We start from the raw sequence: 21,621 nt of genomic DNA on the forward strand, positions 1-21,621 counted from the left end.
TGAACAAGAATTAATATTGAATGGAAGCTCCACAGGCAAAAAAAATAGAAAAAACACTAGAAATACACGGAGATAAAAGAACGGACAATTATTTCTGGCTCAATGAAAGAGAAAATCCCGAAGTCATAAAATATCTTGAAGAAGAAAACGCTTACGAAGAATTTATGATGAAAGATACCGAAGAGCTTCAGGAAGAGCTTTACGAAGAAATGAAAGCCCGCTACAAAAAAGACGATGAGTCTCTACCCTATTTCTTCAATGAATATTGGTATATCGTTCGTTATGAAGAAGGAAAAGAATATCCTATTTTTTGCAGAAAACATAAAAGTTTAGACAATACAGAAGAAATTATTCTTGATGTAAATGTACTTGCAGAAGGCGAAACATTTTTCGAAGTCGGAAGCGTTGCCGTAAGTCCGAATAATAAATTAATGTCTTTTTCGTCCGACAATGTGGGAAGAAGAATTTATGACATTAATTTTAAAAATTTAGAAACAGAAGAAATTCTCACCGATAAAATAGAAAACACGACAGGTAAAGCGGTTTGGGCGAACGACAACGAACATGTTTTTTACATTAGAAAAGATGATAGTTTACGTGCATTTCAGGTTTACAGACATAAATTAGGAACAGAACCTTTGGAAGATGTTTTAATTTTCCATGAAGAGGATGATACTTTTGATGTGAATGTTTTCAAGACAAAATCATTAGAATATATTTTCCTTGCTAGTTCAAGCACTATTTCGGACGAACATCGTTTTATTCCTGCTGATGATGTTTTTGCAGAATGGAAAATGATTCAGCCAAGAATCGATGATCTTGAATATTCTGTAGAACATTATGAGGATGAGTTTTACATTATCACCAATGCCGATGATGCCTTCAATTTCAAAATTGTAAAAGCCAAAATCGATAATTGTGGAATGGAAAACTGGGTAGATGTAATTCCGCACCGTGCAGAAGTTTTATTGGAAGGTTTTGAAATATTTAAAGATTATCTTGTTCTTGAAGAAAGAGAAAAAGGTCTTCTACAAATCAAAATCATTGAAGAGAAAACGAACGAGTCTTATTATCTTCCTTTCTCAGATCCAACTTACACCGCTTACATCGGAACCAATTTGGAGTTTGACACCGAAGTTTTACGTTACGGCTACACCTCGCTTATACAACCCAATGCAACCTACGAATACAACCTTAAAGACAAAACAACGAAACTGTTGAAGCAACAGGAAGTTTTGGGAGGAAAATTCATTGCTGAAAATTATATTTCCGAAAGAATTTGGGCAGACTCAAGAGATGGAGAAACGAAGGTTCCAATTTCTTTAGTTTACCATAAAGACACTAAAAAATCAGCTGATACACCTGTACTTTTATATGGTTATGGAAGTTATGGACACACAGTTGATGCAAGTTTCTCGAATGTAAGATTATCAATTTTAGACAGAGGTTTCATTTACGCAATCGCTCATATCCGAGGTGGTGAATATTTAGGAAGAGAATGGTATGAAGACGGAAAAATGCTGTTTAAGAAAAATACTTTCTTCGATTTTATTGATGCCGGAAAATATTTAATTAAAGAAAACTACACTTCATCAAAGCATTTATATGCAATGGGCGGAAGTGCCGGAGGATTATTGGTTGGAGCAGTTATCAATTACGAACCGAAACTATTCAACGGAATTGTTTCCCAAGTTCCTTTTGTAGATGTTGTGACAACTATGTTGGATGAAACGATTCCATTAACGACTGGAGAATACGACGAATGGGGAAATCCAAACGACAAGGAATATTATCAATACATGAAAGATTATTCGCCTTACGATAATGTAGAAGCGAAAGAATATCCTCACATGTTGATTACAACAGGTCTGCATGATTCTCAGGTTCAATATTGGGAACCTGCAAAATGGACTGCGAAATTAAGAGAGTTAAAAACTGATAATAATCTTTTGCTATTCAAAACCGACATGAGTTCAGGCCACGGAGGTGCAAGCGGAAGATTTGAATCATTAAAAGAAGACGCACTAGAATATGCCTTCTTATTAAAATTAGAAAACGAAAAAGGATGATCAACGAAGCTGAATATTGGAAAAAAGTAGAACAATTTTTCGAGGACAACTTTGAGACTGAAAAAAATCCGCCAATCGAGACAATATTATTTCTGATTGGTCTTCAGGAACTTGGAAGTGGTCAACAAAAATATACGAAAGACGACAAATTAAACATTCTTCATATTGCCGTTTGCAGATTATTAGAGCCTTTTGGTTATTATAAATTCACGCATTACGAAGATGGATGGCCTCATTTTGAAAAGCTGGAAGGACTGCCGGAATTAAAACCCAATGAGCAATCATTGCTTATGAAAAAAGCGGTTATTCAATATTTTCAGGATGAAGAATTGATATAAAAAAAAAGCTTGGAAATTTTTTCCAAGCTTTTTTAATTTTTAAACCATTAAGATTTGGTTTAAATTATTTTAGAATTTCCTCAAGCTGATTCAATCCCATTTTGAAACCTTCTTCAAAACCCATCTCCAACTGCTGTTTTATACCTTCCGGAGATGCAAAATGAATATTGACCGTCATTTTTACACCTTCCTCTACACCCGTAAATCCAAACAGCCATTTTGATTGCCCAAAATCTTGATTAATGTTGCCATTTTCATCACAGAAAGCATCTGTTCCATCAAAACTACGATGCTCCGTGATTTCGCCATATTTTACCTGTGCATAATGTCTTTCTCCTTCCGGACCAACCATTGAGTACAGCCAAATTCCACCTTCCTTAAAATCCTGTTCTTTTGTTTCACACTTCCATGGTTTTGGAGCCCACCATTGATCCAATAATTCTGATTTTGTAAAATAATCCCATACTTTTGACACATCTGTATTAAAAATTTTCATTACATAAACTGTATTAGAATCAAAATCTTTGTTAAAAACGATATTAGATTTCATAAGTAATTATTTTTAACAAACTTAATATATTATTCTCTGACAAGGCTTTTCCTATGACAAGTATTTAAAAATTTATAATAAAATGTTAAAAAACGTGGTTTTAAGAAAAATTACACAATTTTTTGGCTCGTTTTTTGTTTATGAAGTCTTAAAATAATTAATTTTAACATTCATAATTCCAAAATTTTTAAAATAAAATAATGAATAATAAATTCATCCCAATAATTTCAGTGTTTATGACGATCTCACTGATTGTCTTCGTTACGCTCCAATTTTATTGGTTGAAAAGATATTATAATGTCCTAGAGCAAGATTTTTCGAGCAAAGTATATACTGCCTTAGAAAGTACCGCCAAAAGCGTTACCGAAATTGAGATAGAAAAATACATGAACGAGAATAATAAAAACTTCCGAAATAATATTCTTGCCAACAATAAACAGCCTTCTTTAACCACTATTCAGCAGGTTGAAGATTCTGGGACTCAGAGACAAATTATTTATTCTAAAAATATTATTGAAAGAAGTCAGCTACCGATTTCTCAAAGTGGAGATTCTATAAAATGGACGACACTTTACAGCGATGAAGCTGCCTATAAAATAAAAAGGGATACCACAAAACCTCAACAGCTTACCTCAGAACTTAACAATGAAATAGAAAACGGAGATTATACCATAAAAGAATTTGCAAAAATCTATGGCAATAATTTACCCATCACCAAAAGAGTTGATGATAAAGTGCTGGATTCTATTATCTCAAAGGAGCTTAAAATCAGGGGTATTTCTGCAAAATTCGGATATGGAATTACGGATAAAAACAACAATCTTACAAGCATAGTCAACAAAGATTATAAAGATAAAAAAGACAATACGCCCTACAGCTACCCTCTTTTTACGGACAATAAAGAACGTACCTTATATTCCTTGGCTTTAGTTTTTCCTAAGAAAGAATATTCTTTGGCGATGAACAACTGGCCGATGCTTTTGGGCACTTTCCTTTCATTATTGACGATTTTGGGAATTTATATTATTTCCATTAATTATATGATGAGACAGAAAAAATTGGCCGAAGTAAAAACAGACTTCATCAATAACATGTCGCATGAATTCAAGACTCCTCTGGCAACAATTTCGGTAGCAACAGACTCGTTGGCGAATGATAAAATTGCGACCAATCCTGATAAGGTTAAATATTATTCAGAATTGATAAAACAGGAGAATCTGAGGATGAAAAAACAGGTAGAAAACGTCCTCAATATGTCTAAACTGGAGAGAAACGAAGTCAACCTATTCCTAAAAGAAGCCAACGTAAGAGAATTAATCAAAAGAACGACTGAATCATTTAACCTGATCGTGAAACAAAGAAACGGTTCATTGACACAAGAGTTCAACGCAGAGAAATATATTTTTAAAATTGATGAATTTCACATTTCAAATATGTTAGTGAATTTATTGGACAATGCCAATAAATATTCTCCGGAAACCCCTGAAATTCATGTAAAAACAAGAAACGAAGGCAATTTCTATGTTATTGAAATTTCCGACAAAGGAATGGGAATGGAAACCCAGAATAAAACGAAAATTTTCGACAAATTCTTTAGAGAAGAAACCGGAAATATTCATAATGTGAAAGGACAAGGGTTGGGGCTTTCTTACGTTAAGAAAATTGTAGAACTGCATAAAGGACAGGTCATTGTAGATTCTCAAAAAGAATTAGGAAGCACGTTTACGATTAAGCTTCCAATGAGTTAAAATAAATATTAAATCACAAAATAAAATAGTACAAATAAGAAGGAATAGCTAGTTCATTCTTATTTATTAATTATTAATTACTTGAAATTATGAGCAACAGAATATTATTAGTAGAGGACGATCAGAGTTTCGGCGCAGTGTTGAAGGATTATTTAACGATCAATAACTTTGAAGTTACGCTGGCTGTAGATGGAGAACAGGGATTAAAAGAATTTACAGAAAACGAATTCGACATCTGTATTTTTGATGTCATGATGCCTAAAAAAGACGGGTTTTCATTGGCAGAAGATGTTAAAAAAATCGATAAAAATACACCAATCATTTTCTTGACTGCAAGAAACATGAGAGAAGATATATTGAAAGGATATCAATTGGGAGCTGATGATTATATCACAAAACCATTTGATACTGAATTACTTTTATATAAAATCAAGGCAATTCTTCAAAGAAGTTCTACATTGGAAAATGAAGAGCAGGAACAATTCAAGATCAGCAATATTTTCTTTGACTCTATGTTGAGACAATTAAGAGTTGGAGATAAAGAATACAAACTTTCTCCAAAAGAAAATGAATTGCTGAAACTTCTTTGCATCCACAGAAACGACTTCATGCCGAGAGACTTAGCATTAAGAAAGATCTGGAAAAAAGAAAACTACTTCACCGCAAGAAGTATGGACGTTTACATCGCAAAACTTCGTAAATTATTAAAAGATGACGAAGGGTTGGAAATTATCAACGTTCACGGAGAAGGATTCAGACTTTTAGTTAAGAATTAATTCCAGATTAAGATTATAAATATAAAATTAGCAAAACAATTAAAAATGTTTTGCTAATTTTGTTTCATACCATTTTGGATATGAAGAATATATTTTTAAGTTTAATTGCCGTTTCCATAGTAACCGTTTCTTGTAAAAAGGACGAAAGAGCAACATACATTGAAGAGGAAGCCAGCGTTCAGTCGAATGCAGTTGCTAATGCACCTCAAACATCCCTTTTAGATCAGGCCGGAATTTCCAGTCAAAACACGACTGCTGTAGCATCCGGAATTAATCCTGCCCACGGACAGCCTGGTCATAGATGCGACATCCCTGTCGGACAGCCTTTGAATACAAAACCTGCACCAACAGCACAAAACGCACCTGTTAATAATGTTCCAAATGCGGTTCAGATCGATCCAAATACTTTACCTGCAGGACAATTCGTTGTTCCAGACAAGAGACAGGTAAAAACAGCACCGGGAATGAATCCTCCACACGGAGAACCGGGACACAGATGTGATATTCCTGTTGGACAGCCCTTAAACAGCAAACCTGCCCCGCAAGCAACACCTGCTAATGTAGTTCAATCAACTCCGGCTCCGACCCCTAAACAGGCTCTTGCAACTGGTGAAAAACCAAAATTGAATCCTCCTCATGGTGAGCCTTTTCACAGTTGTTCACTAAAAGTGGGAGATCCTTTGCCATAATTTTTGTAAATTTGCACTCGTGAAGCTAGTTCAGATTTTGACAATCATTTTCTGCCTTGGGATTTTTTTAATTCCTAAGGATAATTTCTATGCTCAGGCTTCACAGGAAACTTGTTGCAAAAAAGAGTCTAAATCAGACGATTGCTGTAAAAATCATCATTCTTCTTCTAAAGAAAATCACTCTAAAGAAAGTAAATCATCTTGTAATGATGACTGCTGTACTTTTTGCGTGTCTTGCGCACCGTTTTTAGAAATTACATCTTCTAAAAACTTGTTGTCTTTGGACTTTTCAAATTTTAATCTTACTGAAAACTTACAATTTCAATATTCTGATCCTTATGTTTCAGATGGTTTAAAAGATATCTGGCAACCGCCCAAACTAGGTTAATTATCTATCAAATAGTTCATTATTTTATGATGAACTGATTTTTAATTAATCTAAATTTTAAACAAAATGAAATTATATATTTCCAAGGTCATTCTTGGTACATTCTTACTATTTACCCAAATTATTTTTGCTCAAAATCTTTCTAAAAGTCAGTTTAAAGTTAAAGGAAACTGCGAAATGTGTAAGGAAAGAATTGAAACAACTGCAAAAAAGGCAGGCGCAAAAGAAGCCCGATATTCTGTTGATTCTCAAACCTTAACCTTAGAAACTGACAGTAACGTTTCAACTGACGAGATTTTAAATAAAGTTGCAGAAGCGGGACATGACAATGAAAAATTCAAAGCATCAAATGAGACGTATGAAAGTCTTCCCGGATGTTGTCATTACGAAAGAGATTTACAACCTAAAATTGCAGAAAATCACGAACATCATTCCAAAAAGGAGAATGAGTTTTATGTAAAAGGAAACTGCGCATCTTGTAAAGCAAGAATTGAAAAAGCAGCTAAAGACGCGGGTGCAAAATCTGCGGACTGGAATGCAGAAAAGCAGACCGTGACATTAGATTTTGATTCATCAAAAACCTCAGCAGATAAAATTTTAAAGAAAATTGCAGACGTTGGTCATGATAATGAAAAGTACAAATCCAACGACAGCACTTATAAAAACTTGCCCTCATGTTGTTTGTATGACAGAGAAATCGCGTTAGGAGAAAAAAATCCTAATGTTCATTATGAAGAAGGTGCAAAGTCTGAACATTCAGAACATAAGGACGCAAACGCTTCAAACGAAAACCAAGAAAATCACGACAATCATGAAAAACACATTGAAGGCGTTGTTGTAACAGGTGGCAAAGCAGCAACTTCTCTAAGCAAGAAAGAAGCAGGGCTGGTTTTTAATATTGATAAAAAAGAATTATTAAAAGCGGCTTGCTGTAATTTATCCGAAAGTTTTGAAACCAATGCAACGGTTGATGTTTCTTTCAGCAATGCAGTTACAGGAACAAAACAATTGAAAATGTTAGGCTTAGATCAAAAGTATACAAGCTTAACTAAAGAATTACTTCCTGAGATCAGAGGTTTGGCTTCTGCGTATGGATTAAGCTTCATTCCCGGAAGATGGATCGAAAGCATCCAGTTAACCAAAGGAGGAAGCACCGTTACCAACGGATATGAAAGTATTACAGGACAGATTAATACAGAGCTTTTAAAAAACGCTAAAGAACCTGAAACTTCATTAAATCTTTTCTCTGATTTTAATGGAAGAGCTGAAGCTAATATTACTAACGTTTCTAAGATCAACGAAAAATGGTCACAGACTTTTTTACTTCACGGAAACGGAACTTTCGGGAATACGGATATGAATGATGATGGTTTCCTTGACCGTCCAAAAGGAACGCAGATCAACGCAGCTTATTTATTGAATTATAATGATTTAGAGAAGTCAGGTTTCGGTTCGCATTTTGGAATTAATTTCATTAAAGACGAGAGAACGGCAGGCCAAACTCATTTCAACAAACAATTGGCTCAGGACAAACAAACCGCTTACGGCGTTGGAATTGACATCTCAAGATTTCAGGTTTGGAATAAAACAGGATACGTTTTTAAAGGAAAACCTTACCAAAGTTTAGGCTGGATGAATCAATATGTTTATCATCAGCAGAACAGTTTTTTCGGTCTCAGAAATTATTCAGGAAAGCAGCATACGTACTACTCAAATTTAATATTTGAAAGTATTTTAGGAAATACCAATCACAAATATAAAACGGGTGCAAGTTTTATGTACGACGGTTATGATGAAACGTATTTGACAGATAATTTCAAAAGAAACGAAATTGTTCCGGGAATTTTTGCTGAATATACTTTGACAGGCTTAAAATATACTTTAGTTGCCGGAGCAAGAGCAGATTTTCACAATTTGGCAGGAACTCAGTTTACCCCGAGATTGAATTTTAAATATGATTTCACTCCACAAACTATTGTAAGACTTTCTGCGGGAAGAGGCTTTAGAACGGCGAATGTTTTTGCTGAAAATCAACAGTATTTTGCATCTAACAGAAATATTCAAATCTTGCAAAATAATGGAGATATTTATGGTTTAAAGCCAGAAATCGCTTGGAATTACGGCGTGAGTTTACAACAGGAATTCAAATTATTTGGAAGAAAATCTTCGATTATTGCTGATTTTTTCAGAACAGATTTCCAGAATCAGGTTTTGGTTGATCTAGACCGTTCTCCTCAGCAGTTAACTTTCTATAACTTAGAAGGTAAATCTTTCGCCAATTCTTTCCAAACGCAGTGGGATTTTACGCCTTTCAAGAACTTTGATGTAAGATTAGCTTATAAATATTATGATGTACAGGCTGATTATCTGGACGGAAGAAGAGAGATTCCTTTCATGGCAAAACACAGAGGTTTTGTGAATTTAGCTTATGCAACCAATAAAAATAACAATGGCGCATTTTGGAGTTTTGACACCACTTTAAACTGGGTTGGAAAACAGAGACTTCCGAATACATCAAGCAATCCCGAAGAATTTCAATTGCCAACCTACTCAGAATCTTATGCGGTGTTGAATGCTCAGATCTCAAGGAATTTCAATAAAAAGATCAGAGCTTATGTTGGGGGTGAAAATTTAACGTCTTATTACCAGAAAAATGCGATTGTAGATTTCAAGAATCTGTTTGGAAATTACTTTGATGGCGGAATGGTTTACGCGCCTATCATGAAAGCTAATTTTTATGTTGGATTGGATATAACATTTTAATTCAACCACAAATCGAAAATTCGACGAAGTCAAAAGAGACAAAAGATTTATAACACTTTAGTAATTTTAAGCTAAAATAAAACTACAAAGAAGAACACATAAGTTTTCTGAAAATCTTAGATTTTCATTTTTGTGAACTTTTAATTTTTAATTTTTAAGTTAAAGCTTAACATAAAGCTTTTGTGACTTTTGTGGTAAAAAAACTCAAGCATGATTTCAATAATTTAATATCTTGAAATCATGCTTTTTTGTATCTTTAAACTAAAGTAAAAGTATGGGATTACAGGATCTTGTTTTTGAAGACAATTATAAAAAATTCGGGCTCAGTGTATTTTCTAACGAAAACCTTGAAACCATCAACAAAATAAAGTCTCAACCTTATATCAAAATACTTTTAGTTCCTGCAGGTTATGAACTGACCGTAGATTTCAATCATTATAAAACAGAAGCTCCTACTCTATTTTTTCTTACCTATCAATATTTAGATATTAAAAATGGAGATTCTGAAGCCGCTTCTCTTCTTTATTACAACCGAGATTTTTATTGTATCCAAATTCATGATAAAGAAGTAGCTTGTGACGGCCTGCTTTTTCATAATGTTTTTGAAATTCCAAAAGTTGATCTTGATGATTCTGAAACGATCATCATTAAAAACTTATTTCAAAATATCAACGAAGAACTCGAATGGAAAGAATCTTCCAGCGAAGAAATGATAAGAACATATTTAAAACAGATCATCATCCGCGCTACCAGAAAATGGAAAAAGCAAAATCTGGACAACGATACGGTAAAAATTCCAAGCAATGAATTGGATGTTTTCAGAGATTTCAGCAGACATCTGGAAATCCATTTCAGAGAAAAGCACAATGTGGCTGATTATGCAGATTTACTTCACATCGCTCCAAAAACGTTAACTCATAAATTTAAAAACTTAAATCTAGATTCGCCCAATCAGTTTATCATCAATCGAATTTTATTGGAAGCCAAAAGATTGTTATTTTACACCGATAAACCTGTTAAAGAAATTGCATATGATTTAGGTTATGAAGATCCGGCCTATTTCAACCGGCTTTTCACCAATAAAGTTGGAAATACCCCTGTTAATTTCAAGAAAAATTACACTTCGGGAAAAAAGTACAATATTTAGTTCTTTTTATCTATTTATTTGGACAAACATCTGACATATCTTTGTATCATCAAAAACAAACAACATTAAATAAAACAAAAACATTATGAAACGTAACGCAACAGCCGTTTGGAACGGTAACATTAAAGAAGGTAACGGACATATCACTACTCAAAGCACAACTTTGAACGAAACTCAATATTCTTTCAACAGCCGTTTTGCTGACGGAGTAGGAACAAATCCTGAAGAATTATTGGCAGCAGCTCACGCAGGATGCTTTACCATGAAATTAAGTGCAGAACTTTCTCAGGCCGGTTTTACTCCGGAAGAATTAATTACAAAATCAGTAATCACTCTTGATCCAAACATCGGAAAAATTACAAAATCTGAATTGACTTTAACTGCTAAAGTTCCGGGACTTTCAGAAGAAGATTTTCAAAAATATGCTAAAATTGCAGAGGAAGGATGCCCTGTAAGTGCAGCTTTCAATTTTGAAATTACTTTGAATGCTACTTTGGCTTAATTAAAAAATTGAACCATTAAGATTTTCTTTAAGGAGTTAAGTGAAATTAAGGAAAGAGATAAACTTTAAATTCGCTTGCAAATTCTTAATAATCTTAACTCCTTAAAGAAAATCTTAATGGTTTAAAAAACTAAATCTGAGCTTTTAAATACACTCAGATTTAATTTTAAAATAAAATATACCGATTGGTATATTTTTGTATCTTTGTACTATATTTTCATTGAAAGAAATGTCAAAAGCAGAAAAGACAAAACAATTTATTATTGAAAAAACAGCCTCTTTGTTTAATACCAAGGGCTATACTTCTACGTCGCTTTCGGATATTACGGAAGCAACGGGCTTAACGAAAGGAAGTATTTATGGAAATTTCGAGAATAAAGATGAAGTTGCGCTTGCGGTCTACAAATACAACTCAAGTTTATTGGGTAAAAGTATGTCGCGATCGCTTGGTGATGAATTTCCGACAACTATTGATAAACTAAATGCTTTTGTGAATTTCTACCGTAAAAGCTGGAAAATGGTTTTCGAAACCGGAGGTTGTCCATTGATGAATGCCGCAACTGAAGCTGACGACAAATTTCCTACGTTGAAAAAGCAGGTCACAAAATCTTTCGAAGGCTGGATAAAAAATATATCAGAAGTCATTATTCAAGGTCAGAAAAATGGTGAAATTCATGAAAATATCAATGCTGATGAATTCGGATCGTTATTTATTATGCTCGTCGAGGGCGGAATTTTGCTTTCCAAAACAACAGGCGATGAAAAATATCTCAATCTAGCTTTAGACAGAATATTATTAATTATTGATAAAGAATTAAAACACCTTCCATCATAAACTTCACAATATGGAAACAAAAAAAGTAGCAATCGTAGGATACAACAGAATCCCTTTTGCCAGAATGAATACCGCCTACGCAGACAAAGGAAATCAGGATTTACTGCTTTCCGCTCTGGATGGTTTGATCAATCATTACAACCTTAAAGGAAAACTTCTTGGTGAAGTTGCCGGAGGTGCGACGATCAAGCATATTTCTGAAAGCAACCTCATCAGAGAAACAGTAATGAATACTTCTCTTGATCCCGCAACTCCTGCCTGCGACCTTCAACAAGCGTGTGACACAGGAATTGAATCAGCAGTTTACATCGGAAATAAGATTGCTTTAGGCCAAATCGAAAGCGGAATTGCCTGCGGTGTTGAAGCCATGAGCAACATCCCGTTTGAATCTTCACTAAGATTAAGAAAAGCATTATTAAAAGCCAATAAAGAAAAATCAGCTTTCGGAAAACTAAAACAATTATTAAGTCCGAAACTGAAAGACTGGATGCCGATTCCTTACAAAGGTCAGGAACCGAAAACAGGTTTGGTAATGGGCGGACACACAGAAATTACCGCAAAATACTATCAGATTTCCCGTGAAGATCAGGATGAATTAGCTTTTAAAAGTCACCAAAATATGGCAAAAGCGTATGATGAAGGATTTTTTGATGATATGATCACTCCTGCTTTTGGTTTAGACAAAGACAATAATCTTCGTCGTGATACAAGTTTGGAGAAATTAGCTTCATTAAAACCCGCTTTCGATAAACAAAACGGAACTTTAACAGCCGGAAACTCAACTCCATTTACAGATGGAGCTTCTGCCGTTTTATTGGCCAGTGAAGAATGGGCAAAAGCCAATAATTTACCAATTTTAGCTTATATCACATTTTCAGAAATTGCTGGAATTGAATATGTTGAAAATAAACAGAACTTATTACTCGCTCCCGTTTTTGCAGCAGACAGAATGCTGAAAAAAGCAGGAATGAGTTTGGAAGATTTTGATTATTATGAAATCCACGAAGCTTTTGCAGCACAGGTTTTAGCAACATTAAAAATTTGGGAAAATGATGATTTGGCTAAAAAATTCGGATTAGAAAAAGCATTAGGAAAAATCGATCGAAATAAATTAAACGTAAAAGGAGGAAGTCTTGCAGTAGCACACCCTTTTGCCGCAACCGGCGGAAGAATTATCGGAACTTTAGCTAAAATTTTACACGAAAAAGGAAGCGGAAAAGGATTTATTTCCATCTGTGCTGCTCGTGGACAAGGAGTAACGATGATTTTAGAAAAATAAAAATTGAAAAATGGACAGATTAGAACAATTAAAACAATTCATCGGAAAAGAATTTAGTCAATCTCCTTCTCCTTTTATGAAATGGCTCAACCCCATCGTACTTTCTGTAGAAGAAGGACATTTGGAGTTTCAATATAAAGTAAGGGCAGAATGGCTAAATCCAATAGGAAATCTTCATGGCGGAGTGACCGCAGCAATTGTTGATGACATCATTGGAGCTACCATGTTTTCCTTAAATGAAAATTCTTTCATAACAACCATCAATAATGTTATAGATTATTTCTCCACAGCAAAAGAAAATGATAATATTGTAGCCGAAACGAAAATCATTAAAAGAGGTAAGCAATTTGTAAACGCTCAATGCGAAATATGGAACGCAGATAAGACGCGTTTAATTGCAAGGGGAACCTCTAATCTATTTAAAATCAATAACTAATATGAAAAGAGTTGTCATTACAGGACTAGGTGCAGTTACACCTTTGGGAAATAATGTCGAAGATTTTTGGCAAAACAGTATTAATGGTGTCAGTGGTGCTAATCTAATTACGCATTTCGATACAGAAAAATTTAAAGTACATGTGGCTTGTGAGGTTAAAAATTTTGATCCAAAAGCACATTTAACTCATCAGGAAATTAAAAGAAGTGATTTATTTTCACAATATGCAATGTATTCTAGTGCAGAAGCTCTTAAAGATTCAGGGCTTGAACTGGAAAATATGGATCCGTTTGACACCGGCGTAATCTGGGGAACCGGACAAGGCGGAATGTGGACTTTCGAAAGTGAAGTAATGGAATTTACAAAAGGAGACGGGACGCCAAGGTTTAATCCGTTTTTCGTGCCGAAATTTATTGCTAACATGGCATCAGGAATGATTTCCATGAAATTTGGTCTTCAGGGTATTAATTATACAACCATTTCAGCTTGTGCTACAGGAAATACAGCGATAATGGATGCTTTCAATTATATCAGATTAGGAAAAGCGAAAGTAATCGTTAGTGGAGGTTCTGAAGCAGCCATTACTCCGGCTTCTGTGGGAGGTTTTTCTATCATGAAAGCAATGTCTACAAGAAATGATGATTATGCAACAGCAAGTCGTCCTTATGACGCCAACAGAGATGGTTTTGTAATGGGTGAAGGTGCCGGAGCATTAATTCTTGAAGAATATGAGCACGCTAAAGCAAGAGGTGCAAAAATTTATGCAGAATTAGTAGGAGCAGCGATGACAGCAGATGCTTATCACATGACAGCACCTCATCCAGATGGTGTTGGAGCGATTAAAGCAATGCAGTTGGCACTAAATGAAGCAGGAGCGAATATAGAAGACATTGACTATTTAAATCCTCACGCAACTTCAACACCAATGGGAGATTTGGTTGAATTAAAAGGAATTAATAAATTATTTAAAGGAAGTAAAAACCTTGACATCAGTGCTACCAAATCAATGACGGGTCACTTGCTGGGAGCAGCCGGAGCGGCGGAAGCTATTCTTTCTATAAAAGCAATCCAACATGGAATTATTCCACCAACGATCAATCTTCATAATATTGATGAAAATATTCCGAAAGAAGTGAATATTGTTTTCGGTGAAGCTAAAGAAAAGGATATTACTTTTGCTTTAAGCAATGCTTTCGGTTTCGGAGGGCATAATGCGACTTTGGTTTTTAAGAAGTTTACTTCGTAAAAGTCTCTCGCAGATTAAATATAATGGTTTAGATTCTTCCTTCGTCAGAATGACAAACGCTCTGGAAAATCTTAATGAAAAATCTTATTTTAGTTAAAAATAAAAAAGCAGTCAAAATTTGACTGCTTTTTGCATAATACTATTAATTCAGATAAAATTAAATCTGGAATAATCCTTTACTTTGAATCTGGAATAAAAAAACTTTCAGCATTTTCAGCAATTGGAATATATAGTCTTTCCCATTTCTCTCCTTCTTCTATTTCCCAACTATGCCCTTCTCCTTCAACATCTTCAGCTAAAAGAATAAATCCAGGCTCAATAAGAAATGTTGAACCATCGCTTACCTTAAACCTGACCTTTCCTTTCAAAGTCACTACATATTGCCGTCTTGGAGCCGGATGATCTGCTTTTTCCCATTCTTCAGTTTTATTGCTGATCCAAAAAGCAGTGGTATTCATCGGTTTTAAAACAGGAATTTTCCCATTTTCAAACGTACTTGTCCCATCAGGATTATTCATTAATCTTACTGCAAAAATAAATTCTGAGGCGTCAATCATCTTAAACTGATGTTTTTAACCATTCCGATTTTGAAAGATAATTCTGATCGGGATAATAAATGAAAAGGCAATTTCTTCCTTTTATTGTGTTAATGATCGGCTGTGTAAGATCTCTTGGAACAGCTGGACATCCCCAACTTCTTCCAATCCTCTTATGCACAGCGGCAAAATCGTCACTTACATAATCAGCTCCGTGCATTACGATGGCTCTTTTGTAAGCTGCATCATTAAAACCTTTATCCATTCCCAACAATCTTAAAGAATACCCGTTGTCGCCGTTATAAGTAGCATCTGTGATATAAAACCCTAAGCTGCTTTGAAGCGAACTGTTGGTATTCGAAAAGTTAGTGGCAAATTCTTCACCCGTATTCTTTCCGTGTGCTACCAATGAGTTGAATAATACTTTCTTTTCTTCTGTGTCAATCACCCAAAGTCTTTTCGTGTTAGAAGACATTGAAAAATCGCATACCGTTAATAAGTGAGCATCCTGATTAAGCAAACCAGCTTTCTTTAAATTCTCAAAACCTGTTAAAGCTTTAAAGAAAACTTCTTCGTTAAGTTCGTGCCCTGCTTCAAATGTAATTGATTTGTACAATGCTTCTGATGAAGATACTGTAGTGATTTTTTCAGTTTTAGTTTCGTTTAATCTTTCAATTTTTGTAATGATTTCATTCTTTACTACCGCTTCTTTTGGAGACAGATAAAATGAAGTCGTAACCATGTAAACAATACCTAATACGCTATAAAATCCTTTCATTCAATATTATGTTAAATTCAAATTAGTAGGCAAATTTATAAAAACATAATTACCAAGCAGTTAAAAATGAAAGAAGTTTAACTCAATTTAAGAAACTTTAACTTCCTGATTCTGTGAATTAAAAGGCTTATTTTTGCTAATCAGGAACAAATTCCAAGCTTACAGAATTCATGCAATAGCGCAGTCCTGTAGGCTTCGGACCATCATCAAAGACATGCCCCAAGTGCGAGTCACATCTTTTGCAAAGTACCTCCACTCTTTCCATTCCATAAGCATTGTCTTTTTTATAATATACGCCTTCTTTGTCTGCTTCAAAGAAACTTGGCCATCCGCAACTGCTCGAAAATTTTGAAGTAGAACGGAATAAATGATTTCCACAAACCGCGCAATAATAATCCCCGATTTCGTCGAATTCATTATATTTTCCAGTGAAAGCTCTTTCTGTTGCGGCTTCTCTGGCTATCGCATATAGATCCTGAGCTAAGATCTTTTTCCATTCTTCATTGGAAATATCAAGTTTAGTAGTGTCTGTTCTTGAGTAATATGGATTGTTTTTTGCTTCTGTATTTTCCATAGGATTAATTTAAATATTTTTTGAGATTAAGCTTAAAAATTAAACCACAAAAGACACATAAGCTTTTTGACACTTTAGAACACTTTAGTTTAAAAAAGCTTACTACTTTGAAAACAGTAAGTTCACATAAGAAGAAAATCAAAGATTTTCAAAAACTAATGTGTTCTTCTTTGTAATAAAATTTTAACTTCAAATAACTTAAGTGCTTAATTCTTTTGTGACTTTTGTGGTTAGATTAAATACTAAAATTCACAACCAAATTTAGTAAATTTGAGAATATGAATGATGAAGCGAAAAGAAAACAGTTAAGAAAATATAAAGCATTTGCCACAGGACTCTTTGTGTTGATGGCCATTGTCTTTATTATTACTACGATTCTCCAAAAATCAAATGATTCTCATTGGATCGGATATGTTCGTGCTTTTTCTGAGGCGGCAATGGTCGGGGCTTTGGCAGACTGGTTTGCGGTTACCGCTTTATTTCGCCATCCACTTGGATTACCCATTCCACATACTAATTTGATTGAAAATAGCAAAGAAAGGCTTGGAGATAACCTAGGTAGCTTTGTTGTGTCTAATTTTCTTTCCCCTCAAAATATACGTCCTTATATTCAGAAACTTAAAGTCTCTAATTTTGTTGGAGAATGGCTTACTAAAGAGAAAAATCAGGAAGTTTTAATTAAAAATCTTTCCGATATTGTGTTGGATATTCTGAATAAACTAGATGATTCTACGGTAAGCAGTTTCATCAGTAAAAAGGTTTCGGAAATGACGGATGATATTAAACTGAACAACATCATCGGAAGCGGAATCAATTATCTTTTAGACAAAAATGATCATCAAAGAATTATCACCAACCTCTCCAAACAAATCAAAGATTATATCATTGAAAATGATGAAATGATTCAGAAACGTGTAAAAGAAGGAAGCTATTCTTTTATTCCGTCTTTTGTTGACAATAAAATTGCAGATAAGATTGCCAGCGGACTTGCAGACTTTTTCAAAGAAGTGGAAGAAGATCCTGAACATGATATCAGAACTTTGATCACAAAAAAAATCTACGAATTTTCAACTGATTTAAAAGAAGATCCAAAATGGGAAGATGAATTTAAAGATATCAAAAATAACTTCCTGAAAAATGATAAGCTGGATGAATATTCTAACGATATCTGGTTTTCCATTAAAAAAACGTTGATGAAAGAACTTCAGGATGATGAATCTTCATTAAAAAATTATCTTTCTAAAAATCTGAATGAATTTTCACAAAACCTTAAAACTGACGAAAAACTTCAAAACAAAATAGATCATTGGGTTCGTGTCACCGCTTACAAATACATTCTTAAAAACACCCATCAATTCGGAAACCTCATCAGTTCAACCGTTGGCAATTGGAAAGGCAAAGAATTAAGCGAAAAACTGGAATTAGAAGTCGGAAAAGATCTCCAATTTATTCGTGTCAACGGAACTTTGGTTGGCGGATTAGTTGGTTTGATTATCTATACAATCTCACACTTCTTCCTCTGAAAAAATTAAACTAACTATAACCAAACCATGAAAAAACTTTTAACGCTCTTATTTTCTTTAAGTTTAACCTTTTTCCTCTGTCAGAAAGTTGAATTAAAGAAAGTAACAGATTCATCTCAGATTTTCAAAGGAGAAATTGCGGGAGTTCCTGTCACAATGCAACTTTACTTTGCAGGAATTGCTGATTGTAGTTTGTATCAATATTTTGTGGACGGATGGTATTATTACGATAAATATCAGAAGAAAATTCCGTTAACAGGCATTTACGATTATGGAAAATTGTCTTTGTATAATTTTGGAGCCAAGCAAAAGCAGAATTCTAAAAGTTTCAGAGACAGTATTACTTCACCTCAAAAAGTAGAAAAAACTGCAGAAATCGCAGAAGCTTTGCATCCTAAAGAATCTATTATTTTTGAGCAAAACGACAAAGAAAATCCTATTTTGGGTAATTTTTATTTGAATGAAAAAACTCAGCCTGCGAAATTATTCACCGGCAATGATATGATTTATCGTTATAATAATTACCTGATTTTGCCCAATAATAAAAAGATCAATACCTTTGATTTTATTAATAAACATGGTGGAAATCAATTAATTTCTTACGCTTCGGGAGAAAATGGAAATCGTGTTTTGCTGTACTTTGAAGAATCATCAAATTTCAATGCGTGCGGAAGATGCGGAGCAAGTGAGGGCGAAAAAGGTTACAGAGTTTTGTACTTCACAAAAGACTGGAATTACAAAAGTTACGAAGAATTTCTCACAGAAAGCTGTCTTGAAAATATTTACGATACTAAAGAAACAAAATCAAAAGATAGAAAAATGTTAACTTTTAAAGTAAACAAAACAGAATCTACATCAGCTTACACTTTTACGGTTGATGTAAAAAATGCGTCTGGTAGAAAGTCAAAATAAAAAAAGAGAGTAAAAAACTCTCTTTTAATTTATCTAGGTAATCTGCTTGCTCTTTTTAAAATCTCTTTGTTGATTTCGTTGATCAATTCCGGGCCTTCATAAATAAATCCCGTGTATAACTGAATTAAAGTCGCTCCTGCATTTAATTTTTCGATCGCATCTTTTGCAGAGTGAATTCCACCAACTCCGATGATTGGGAAAGCTCTGTTGCTTTTATCCGAAAGATATTTGATCATTTTTGTGCTTCTCTCACGAATAGGTTTTCCGCTTAAACCGCCATTTCCTATTTGCTCTAAAACTTCAGGTGAAGTTTTCAATCCTTCTCTATTTACTGATGTGTTGGAAACTACAATTCCGTCGATTTTTGTCTCTGCAATCAATTCTATAATTTCATCAAGTTGCTGATTGTTCAAATCTGGAGCAATTTTCAGTAATATTGGCTTCTGTACAGATTTTGGCTGGTTGATTTTTTTAACCTCCCTAATCAATTCACGTAAATATTCTACATCTTCCAATTTTGCGTGGCTTCCTACATTTGGACAGCTTACATTCAGTACAAAATAATCTACGTGAGGATGAAGACCTTCAAAACAATCCAGATAATCCTGCGTGTAATTTTCCGGGCTTGTATCTGTATTTTTTCCTATGTTTCCACCAATGATTATTTTTCCTTTATTGCCTTTCAATTTTTCGATCGCTGCTTCCAAACCGTCGTTGTTGAAACCCATTCGGTTGATGATTCCGCCATCTTCTATCAGACGAAATAGTCTTTTCTTAGGATTTCCGGCTTGCGCTCTTGGAGTTACCGTCCCGATTTCTACAAATCCGAAACCTAAATCTCCCAATTCATTGAACAACACTGCATTTTTATCGAAACCGGCTGCCAATCCAACAGGATTTTTAAATTTCAATCCGAAAACTTCTCTTTCCAGACGTTTGTCTTTAATAGGTTTAGGGAAAAATAATTTGGTAAGAAATCCAAAACTCTTCAGCATCGAAAAAGTAAAGTGATGAACTTCTTCAGGATCAAATTTGAAAAGGATCGGACGAATAAGCGATTTGTACATTGAAAAAAAGTTTTACAAAAATACTCATTTTAAAATTAATGGTTGATTAACGTATGATATTTTATGTAAAAATGTTTTATAAGCATTGTCTATAAAACACAAACATCTGTTTAATCTGCGAAATCAACGAGAAATTTTTGACACAATGGTTCTATTTAACCAAGCGCGGTTAAGACAATTAATATTATGAACAAAGTGGAAGGATAACATAGTTTTTATCCTTGTCAAGGTTTAGAACCTTGACAAGGATATTTTCTGGAGACTTTCCCCTCTAGTATAGATATTTATTAATAAAATCTTTGCGTTTAAATTAAGAATACGCACTCAAATCGAACTTCAAAATATCTCCTACTCTTTTGAACTCATCATCTATAGTGGCATTCACCGTAATTCTTTCGTTAGAAATAGGATGATTGAAAGTCAATTGATGGGCGTGAAGCGTCATTTTGTTGATGCCAAATGTTTGAAGCCACAATTTATTCTGTTTATTGCAACCATGTTTACGACAACCTAAAATCGGATGCAAAATATGTTTAAAATGTTTTCTCAGCTGATGAAATCTTCCCGTTTCAGGAATGGCTTCAACTAAGCAATATCTCGAAGTTTGATGTTTTAAAAAAGGTAAATCTATTTCCGAAGTTTGTAAACGATGATAATAGGTAATGGCGTTTTGCTTAACTTCATTTTCGTTAATTAAATCATAATCGATGGTTTCCTCTTCTTTCGCCCAACCACGAAGAATTGCAATATATTTCTTATCGACTTCTCGTGATGCAAACTGATTGCTCATAGTTCTCAAGGTTTCTTTATCTAAAGTGAACAACAAAACACCCGAAGTTTTTCGGTCAAGACGATGCACTGGATAAACTTTTTGTCCAATCTGGTTTCTTAATTCCTGAATAGCATAAGTATCCGCTTCTCCGGCATAAAAAGATTTATGAACCAATAATCCACTTGGCTTATTGATGGCAATAAGATGTTCGTCTCGATAAAGAATTTCTAACATGAGGCAAAAGTAGAGATTTTTGGATGATTTAGCCCTGATTGAACGGCATGTTTGAGCTCATTTTTTGAGTTTCGGCGCGGCGGCGGAGCCGCCGCGCCGAAACTCAAAAAATAGCGAGTAGAGAAAGCAGGTTCCCGGCTCCTGAAAATTTTAATTCTTATATTTCCGATAAAATCTCAGTTAAATTTCTTTACATTCGTAGAAACAGAAAAGTCTAAAAATTATGGTAGACTATTTTAATTTTTTCAAATCACTGATAATCATCTCTATTATTACAGGTGCTCTTACCTTGGCTGCTACAGATCCTAAAAAATATCGAACAATAAGAATATTATTATTGATTATTGCGGGTATTTTATTGGTTGTCGGTTTAGGCGGATCCATTTTAATGTCTGTCTCCAATGTAGGTTCTTACCGATATTAATATTTTCCCAATAAAAAACATTATTTTTGTGCTTC

Annotated in this window: 22 protein-coding genes; 16 read left to right on the top strand and 6 right to left on the bottom strand. The window is 34.2% G+C overall.

Features of this window, described 5'->3' with window-relative positions:
- Positions 1 to 20: 20 nt before the first annotated feature.
- Together SB689_RS07420 and SB689_RS07425 are read left to right on the top strand one after the other, a co-directional pair.
- Positions 21 to 2,069, top strand: a complete 2,049-nt coding sequence (locus SB689_RS07420; RefSeq protein ID WP_410691496.1) for a S9 family peptidase — start codon at positions 21 to 23, stop codon at positions 2,067 to 2,069.
- Positions 2,066 to 2,407, top strand: a complete 342-nt coding sequence (locus tag SB689_RS07425) for a hypothetical protein (protein ID WP_072407073.1) — start codon at positions 2,066 to 2,068, stop codon at positions 2,405 to 2,407. Before SB689_RS07420 ends, SB689_RS07425 begins: the two co-directional genes overlap by 4 nt.
- A 64-nt stretch (positions 2,408 to 2,471) precedes the next feature.
- Here SB689_RS07425 and SB689_RS07430 read toward each other — a convergent pair whose 3' ends face one another.
- Entirely contained in the window at positions 2,472 to 2,957 is a 486-nt protein-coding gene (locus SB689_RS07430; RefSeq protein WP_410691497.1) for an SRPBCC family protein, read from the bottom strand.
- A 200-nt stretch (positions 2,958 to 3,157) separates the two neighbouring features.
- Here SB689_RS07430 and SB689_RS07435 point away from each other — a divergent pair, with 200 nt between their 5' ends.
- The 11 genes from SB689_RS07435 (at position 3,158) to fabF (ending at position 14,766) form a co-directional block, all read left to right on the top strand.
- Positions 3,158 to 4,705: a sensor histidine kinase gene (locus tag SB689_RS07435; protein ID WP_410691498.1), complete on the top strand. Its 1,548-nt coding sequence runs from the start codon at positions 3,158 to 3,160 to the stop codon at positions 4,703 to 4,705.
- A gap of 89 nt (positions 4,706 to 4,794) precedes the next feature.
- Positions 4,795 to 5,481 (top strand): response regulator transcription factor, encoded by a 687-nt coding sequence (locus SB689_RS07440; protein WP_066753598.1) that lies wholly within the window; start codon positions 4,795 to 4,797, stop codon positions 5,479 to 5,481.
- An 80-nt stretch (positions 5,482 to 5,561) separates the two neighbouring features.
- Positions 5,562 to 6,170 carry a hypothetical protein gene (locus SB689_RS07445; RefSeq protein WP_410692141.1) on the top strand — a complete coding sequence of 203 codons (609 nt, stop codon included), beginning with the start codon at positions 5,562 to 5,564 and terminating at the stop codon, positions 6,168 to 6,170.
- 19 nt (positions 6,171 to 6,189) lie between these two features.
- A complete protein-coding gene (locus tag SB689_RS07450) occupies positions 6,190 to 6,558 on the top strand; it encodes a hypothetical protein (protein ID WP_410691499.1) in 369 nt (122 codons plus the stop codon).
- A gap of 66 nt (positions 6,559 to 6,624) precedes the next feature.
- On the top strand, positions 6,625 to 9,321 hold the full coding sequence (locus SB689_RS07455) for a TonB-dependent receptor domain-containing protein (RefSeq protein WP_410691500.1): 2,697 nt from the start codon (positions 6,625 to 6,627) through the stop codon (positions 9,319 to 9,321).
- 274 nt (positions 9,322 to 9,595) lie between these two features.
- Complete coding sequence (locus SB689_RS07460; protein ID WP_410691501.1) at positions 9,596 to 10,468, top strand: helix-turn-helix domain-containing protein; 873 nt, start codon at positions 9,596 to 9,598, stop codon at positions 10,466 to 10,468.
- A gap of 85 nt (positions 10,469 to 10,553) precedes the next feature.
- The gene (locus SB689_RS07465) at positions 10,554 to 10,970 is read left to right on the top strand and encodes an OsmC family protein (protein WP_410691502.1); all 417 of its coding nucleotides are present in this window, start codon (positions 10,554 to 10,556) and stop codon (positions 10,968 to 10,970) included.
- A 229-nt stretch (positions 10,971 to 11,199) separates the two neighbouring features.
- Positions 11,200 to 11,805: a TetR/AcrR family transcriptional regulator gene (locus tag SB689_RS07470; protein WP_410691503.1), complete on the top strand. Its 606-nt coding sequence runs from the start codon at positions 11,200 to 11,202 to the stop codon at positions 11,803 to 11,805.
- A gap of 10 nt (positions 11,806 to 11,815) precedes the next feature.
- Positions 11,816 to 13,084: an acetyl-CoA C-acetyltransferase gene (locus SB689_RS07475; RefSeq protein ID WP_410691504.1), complete on the top strand. Its 1,269-nt coding sequence runs from the start codon at positions 11,816 to 11,818 to the stop codon at positions 13,082 to 13,084.
- 10 nt (positions 13,085 to 13,094) lie between these two features.
- Positions 13,095 to 13,520, top strand: coding sequence for a PaaI family thioesterase (locus SB689_RS07480; RefSeq protein WP_410691505.1), 426 nt, complete (start codon positions 13,095 to 13,097; stop codon positions 13,518 to 13,520).
- Position 13,521: 1 nt separating this feature from the next.
- The gene (fabF, locus tag SB689_RS07485) at positions 13,522 to 14,766 is read left to right on the top strand and encodes a beta-ketoacyl-ACP synthase II (RefSeq protein ID WP_410691506.1); all 1,245 of its coding nucleotides are present in this window, start codon (positions 13,522 to 13,524) and stop codon (positions 14,764 to 14,766) included.
- 176 nt (positions 14,767 to 14,942) lie between these two features.
- On the opposite strand, the gene SB689_RS07490 is transcribed toward fabF, so the two are convergent.
- The 3 genes from SB689_RS07490 to msrB form a co-directional block, all read right to left on the bottom strand.
- Positions 14,943 to 15,323 (bottom strand): hypothetical protein, encoded by a 381-nt coding sequence (locus SB689_RS07490; RefSeq protein ID WP_410691507.1) that lies wholly within the window; start codon positions 15,321 to 15,323, stop codon positions 14,943 to 14,945.
- Between the two features lies 1 nt (position 15,324).
- Positions 15,325 to 16,080, bottom strand: coding sequence for a murein L,D-transpeptidase catalytic domain family protein (locus tag SB689_RS07495; RefSeq protein WP_410691508.1), 756 nt, complete (start codon positions 16,078 to 16,080; stop codon positions 15,325 to 15,327).
- Between the two features lie 136 nt (positions 16,081 to 16,216).
- Complete coding sequence (gene msrB, locus SB689_RS07500) at positions 16,217 to 16,654, bottom strand: peptide-methionine (R)-S-oxide reductase MsrB (protein ID WP_410691509.1); 438 nt, start codon at positions 16,652 to 16,654, stop codon at positions 16,217 to 16,219.
- 278 nt (positions 16,655 to 16,932) lie between these two features.
- Here msrB and SB689_RS07505 point away from each other — a divergent pair, with 278 nt between their 5' ends.
- Together SB689_RS07505 and SB689_RS07510 are read left to right on the top strand one after the other, a co-directional pair.
- Positions 16,933 to 18,177 carry a DUF445 domain-containing protein gene (locus SB689_RS07505; protein ID WP_410691510.1) on the top strand — a complete coding sequence of 415 codons (1,245 nt, stop codon included), beginning with the start codon at positions 16,933 to 16,935 and terminating at the stop codon, positions 18,175 to 18,177.
- 27 nt (positions 18,178 to 18,204) lie between these two features.
- A complete protein-coding gene (locus SB689_RS07510) occupies positions 18,205 to 19,089 on the top strand; it encodes a hypothetical protein (RefSeq protein WP_410691511.1) in 885 nt (294 codons plus the stop codon).
- A 29-nt stretch (positions 19,090 to 19,118) separates the two neighbouring features.
- Here SB689_RS07510 and SB689_RS07515 read toward each other — a convergent pair whose 3' ends face one another.
- A complete protein-coding gene (locus SB689_RS07515; RefSeq protein WP_410691512.1) occupies positions 19,119 to 20,156 on the bottom strand; it encodes a quinone-dependent dihydroorotate dehydrogenase in 1,038 nt (345 codons plus the stop codon).
- A gap of 310 nt (positions 20,157 to 20,466) precedes the next feature.
- The gene (locus SB689_RS07520) at positions 20,467 to 21,162 is read right to left on the bottom strand and encodes a pseudouridine synthase (protein ID WP_410691513.1); all 696 of its coding nucleotides are present in this window, start codon (positions 21,160 to 21,162) and stop codon (positions 20,467 to 20,469) included.
- A gap of 223 nt (positions 21,163 to 21,385) precedes the next feature.
- Between SB689_RS07520 and SB689_RS07525 the strand changes: the two genes are divergently transcribed.
- On the top strand, positions 21,386 to 21,586 hold the full coding sequence (locus SB689_RS07525) for a hypothetical protein (protein WP_410691514.1): 201 nt from the start codon (positions 21,386 to 21,388) through the stop codon (positions 21,584 to 21,586).
- The last annotated feature ends 35 nt before the right edge of the window (positions 21,587 to 21,621 follow it).

The organism is Chryseobacterium sp. SIMBA_038 (assembly GCF_046535115.1).
GTDB lineage: Bacteria > Bacteroidota > Bacteroidia > Flavobacteriales > Weeksellaceae > Chryseobacterium.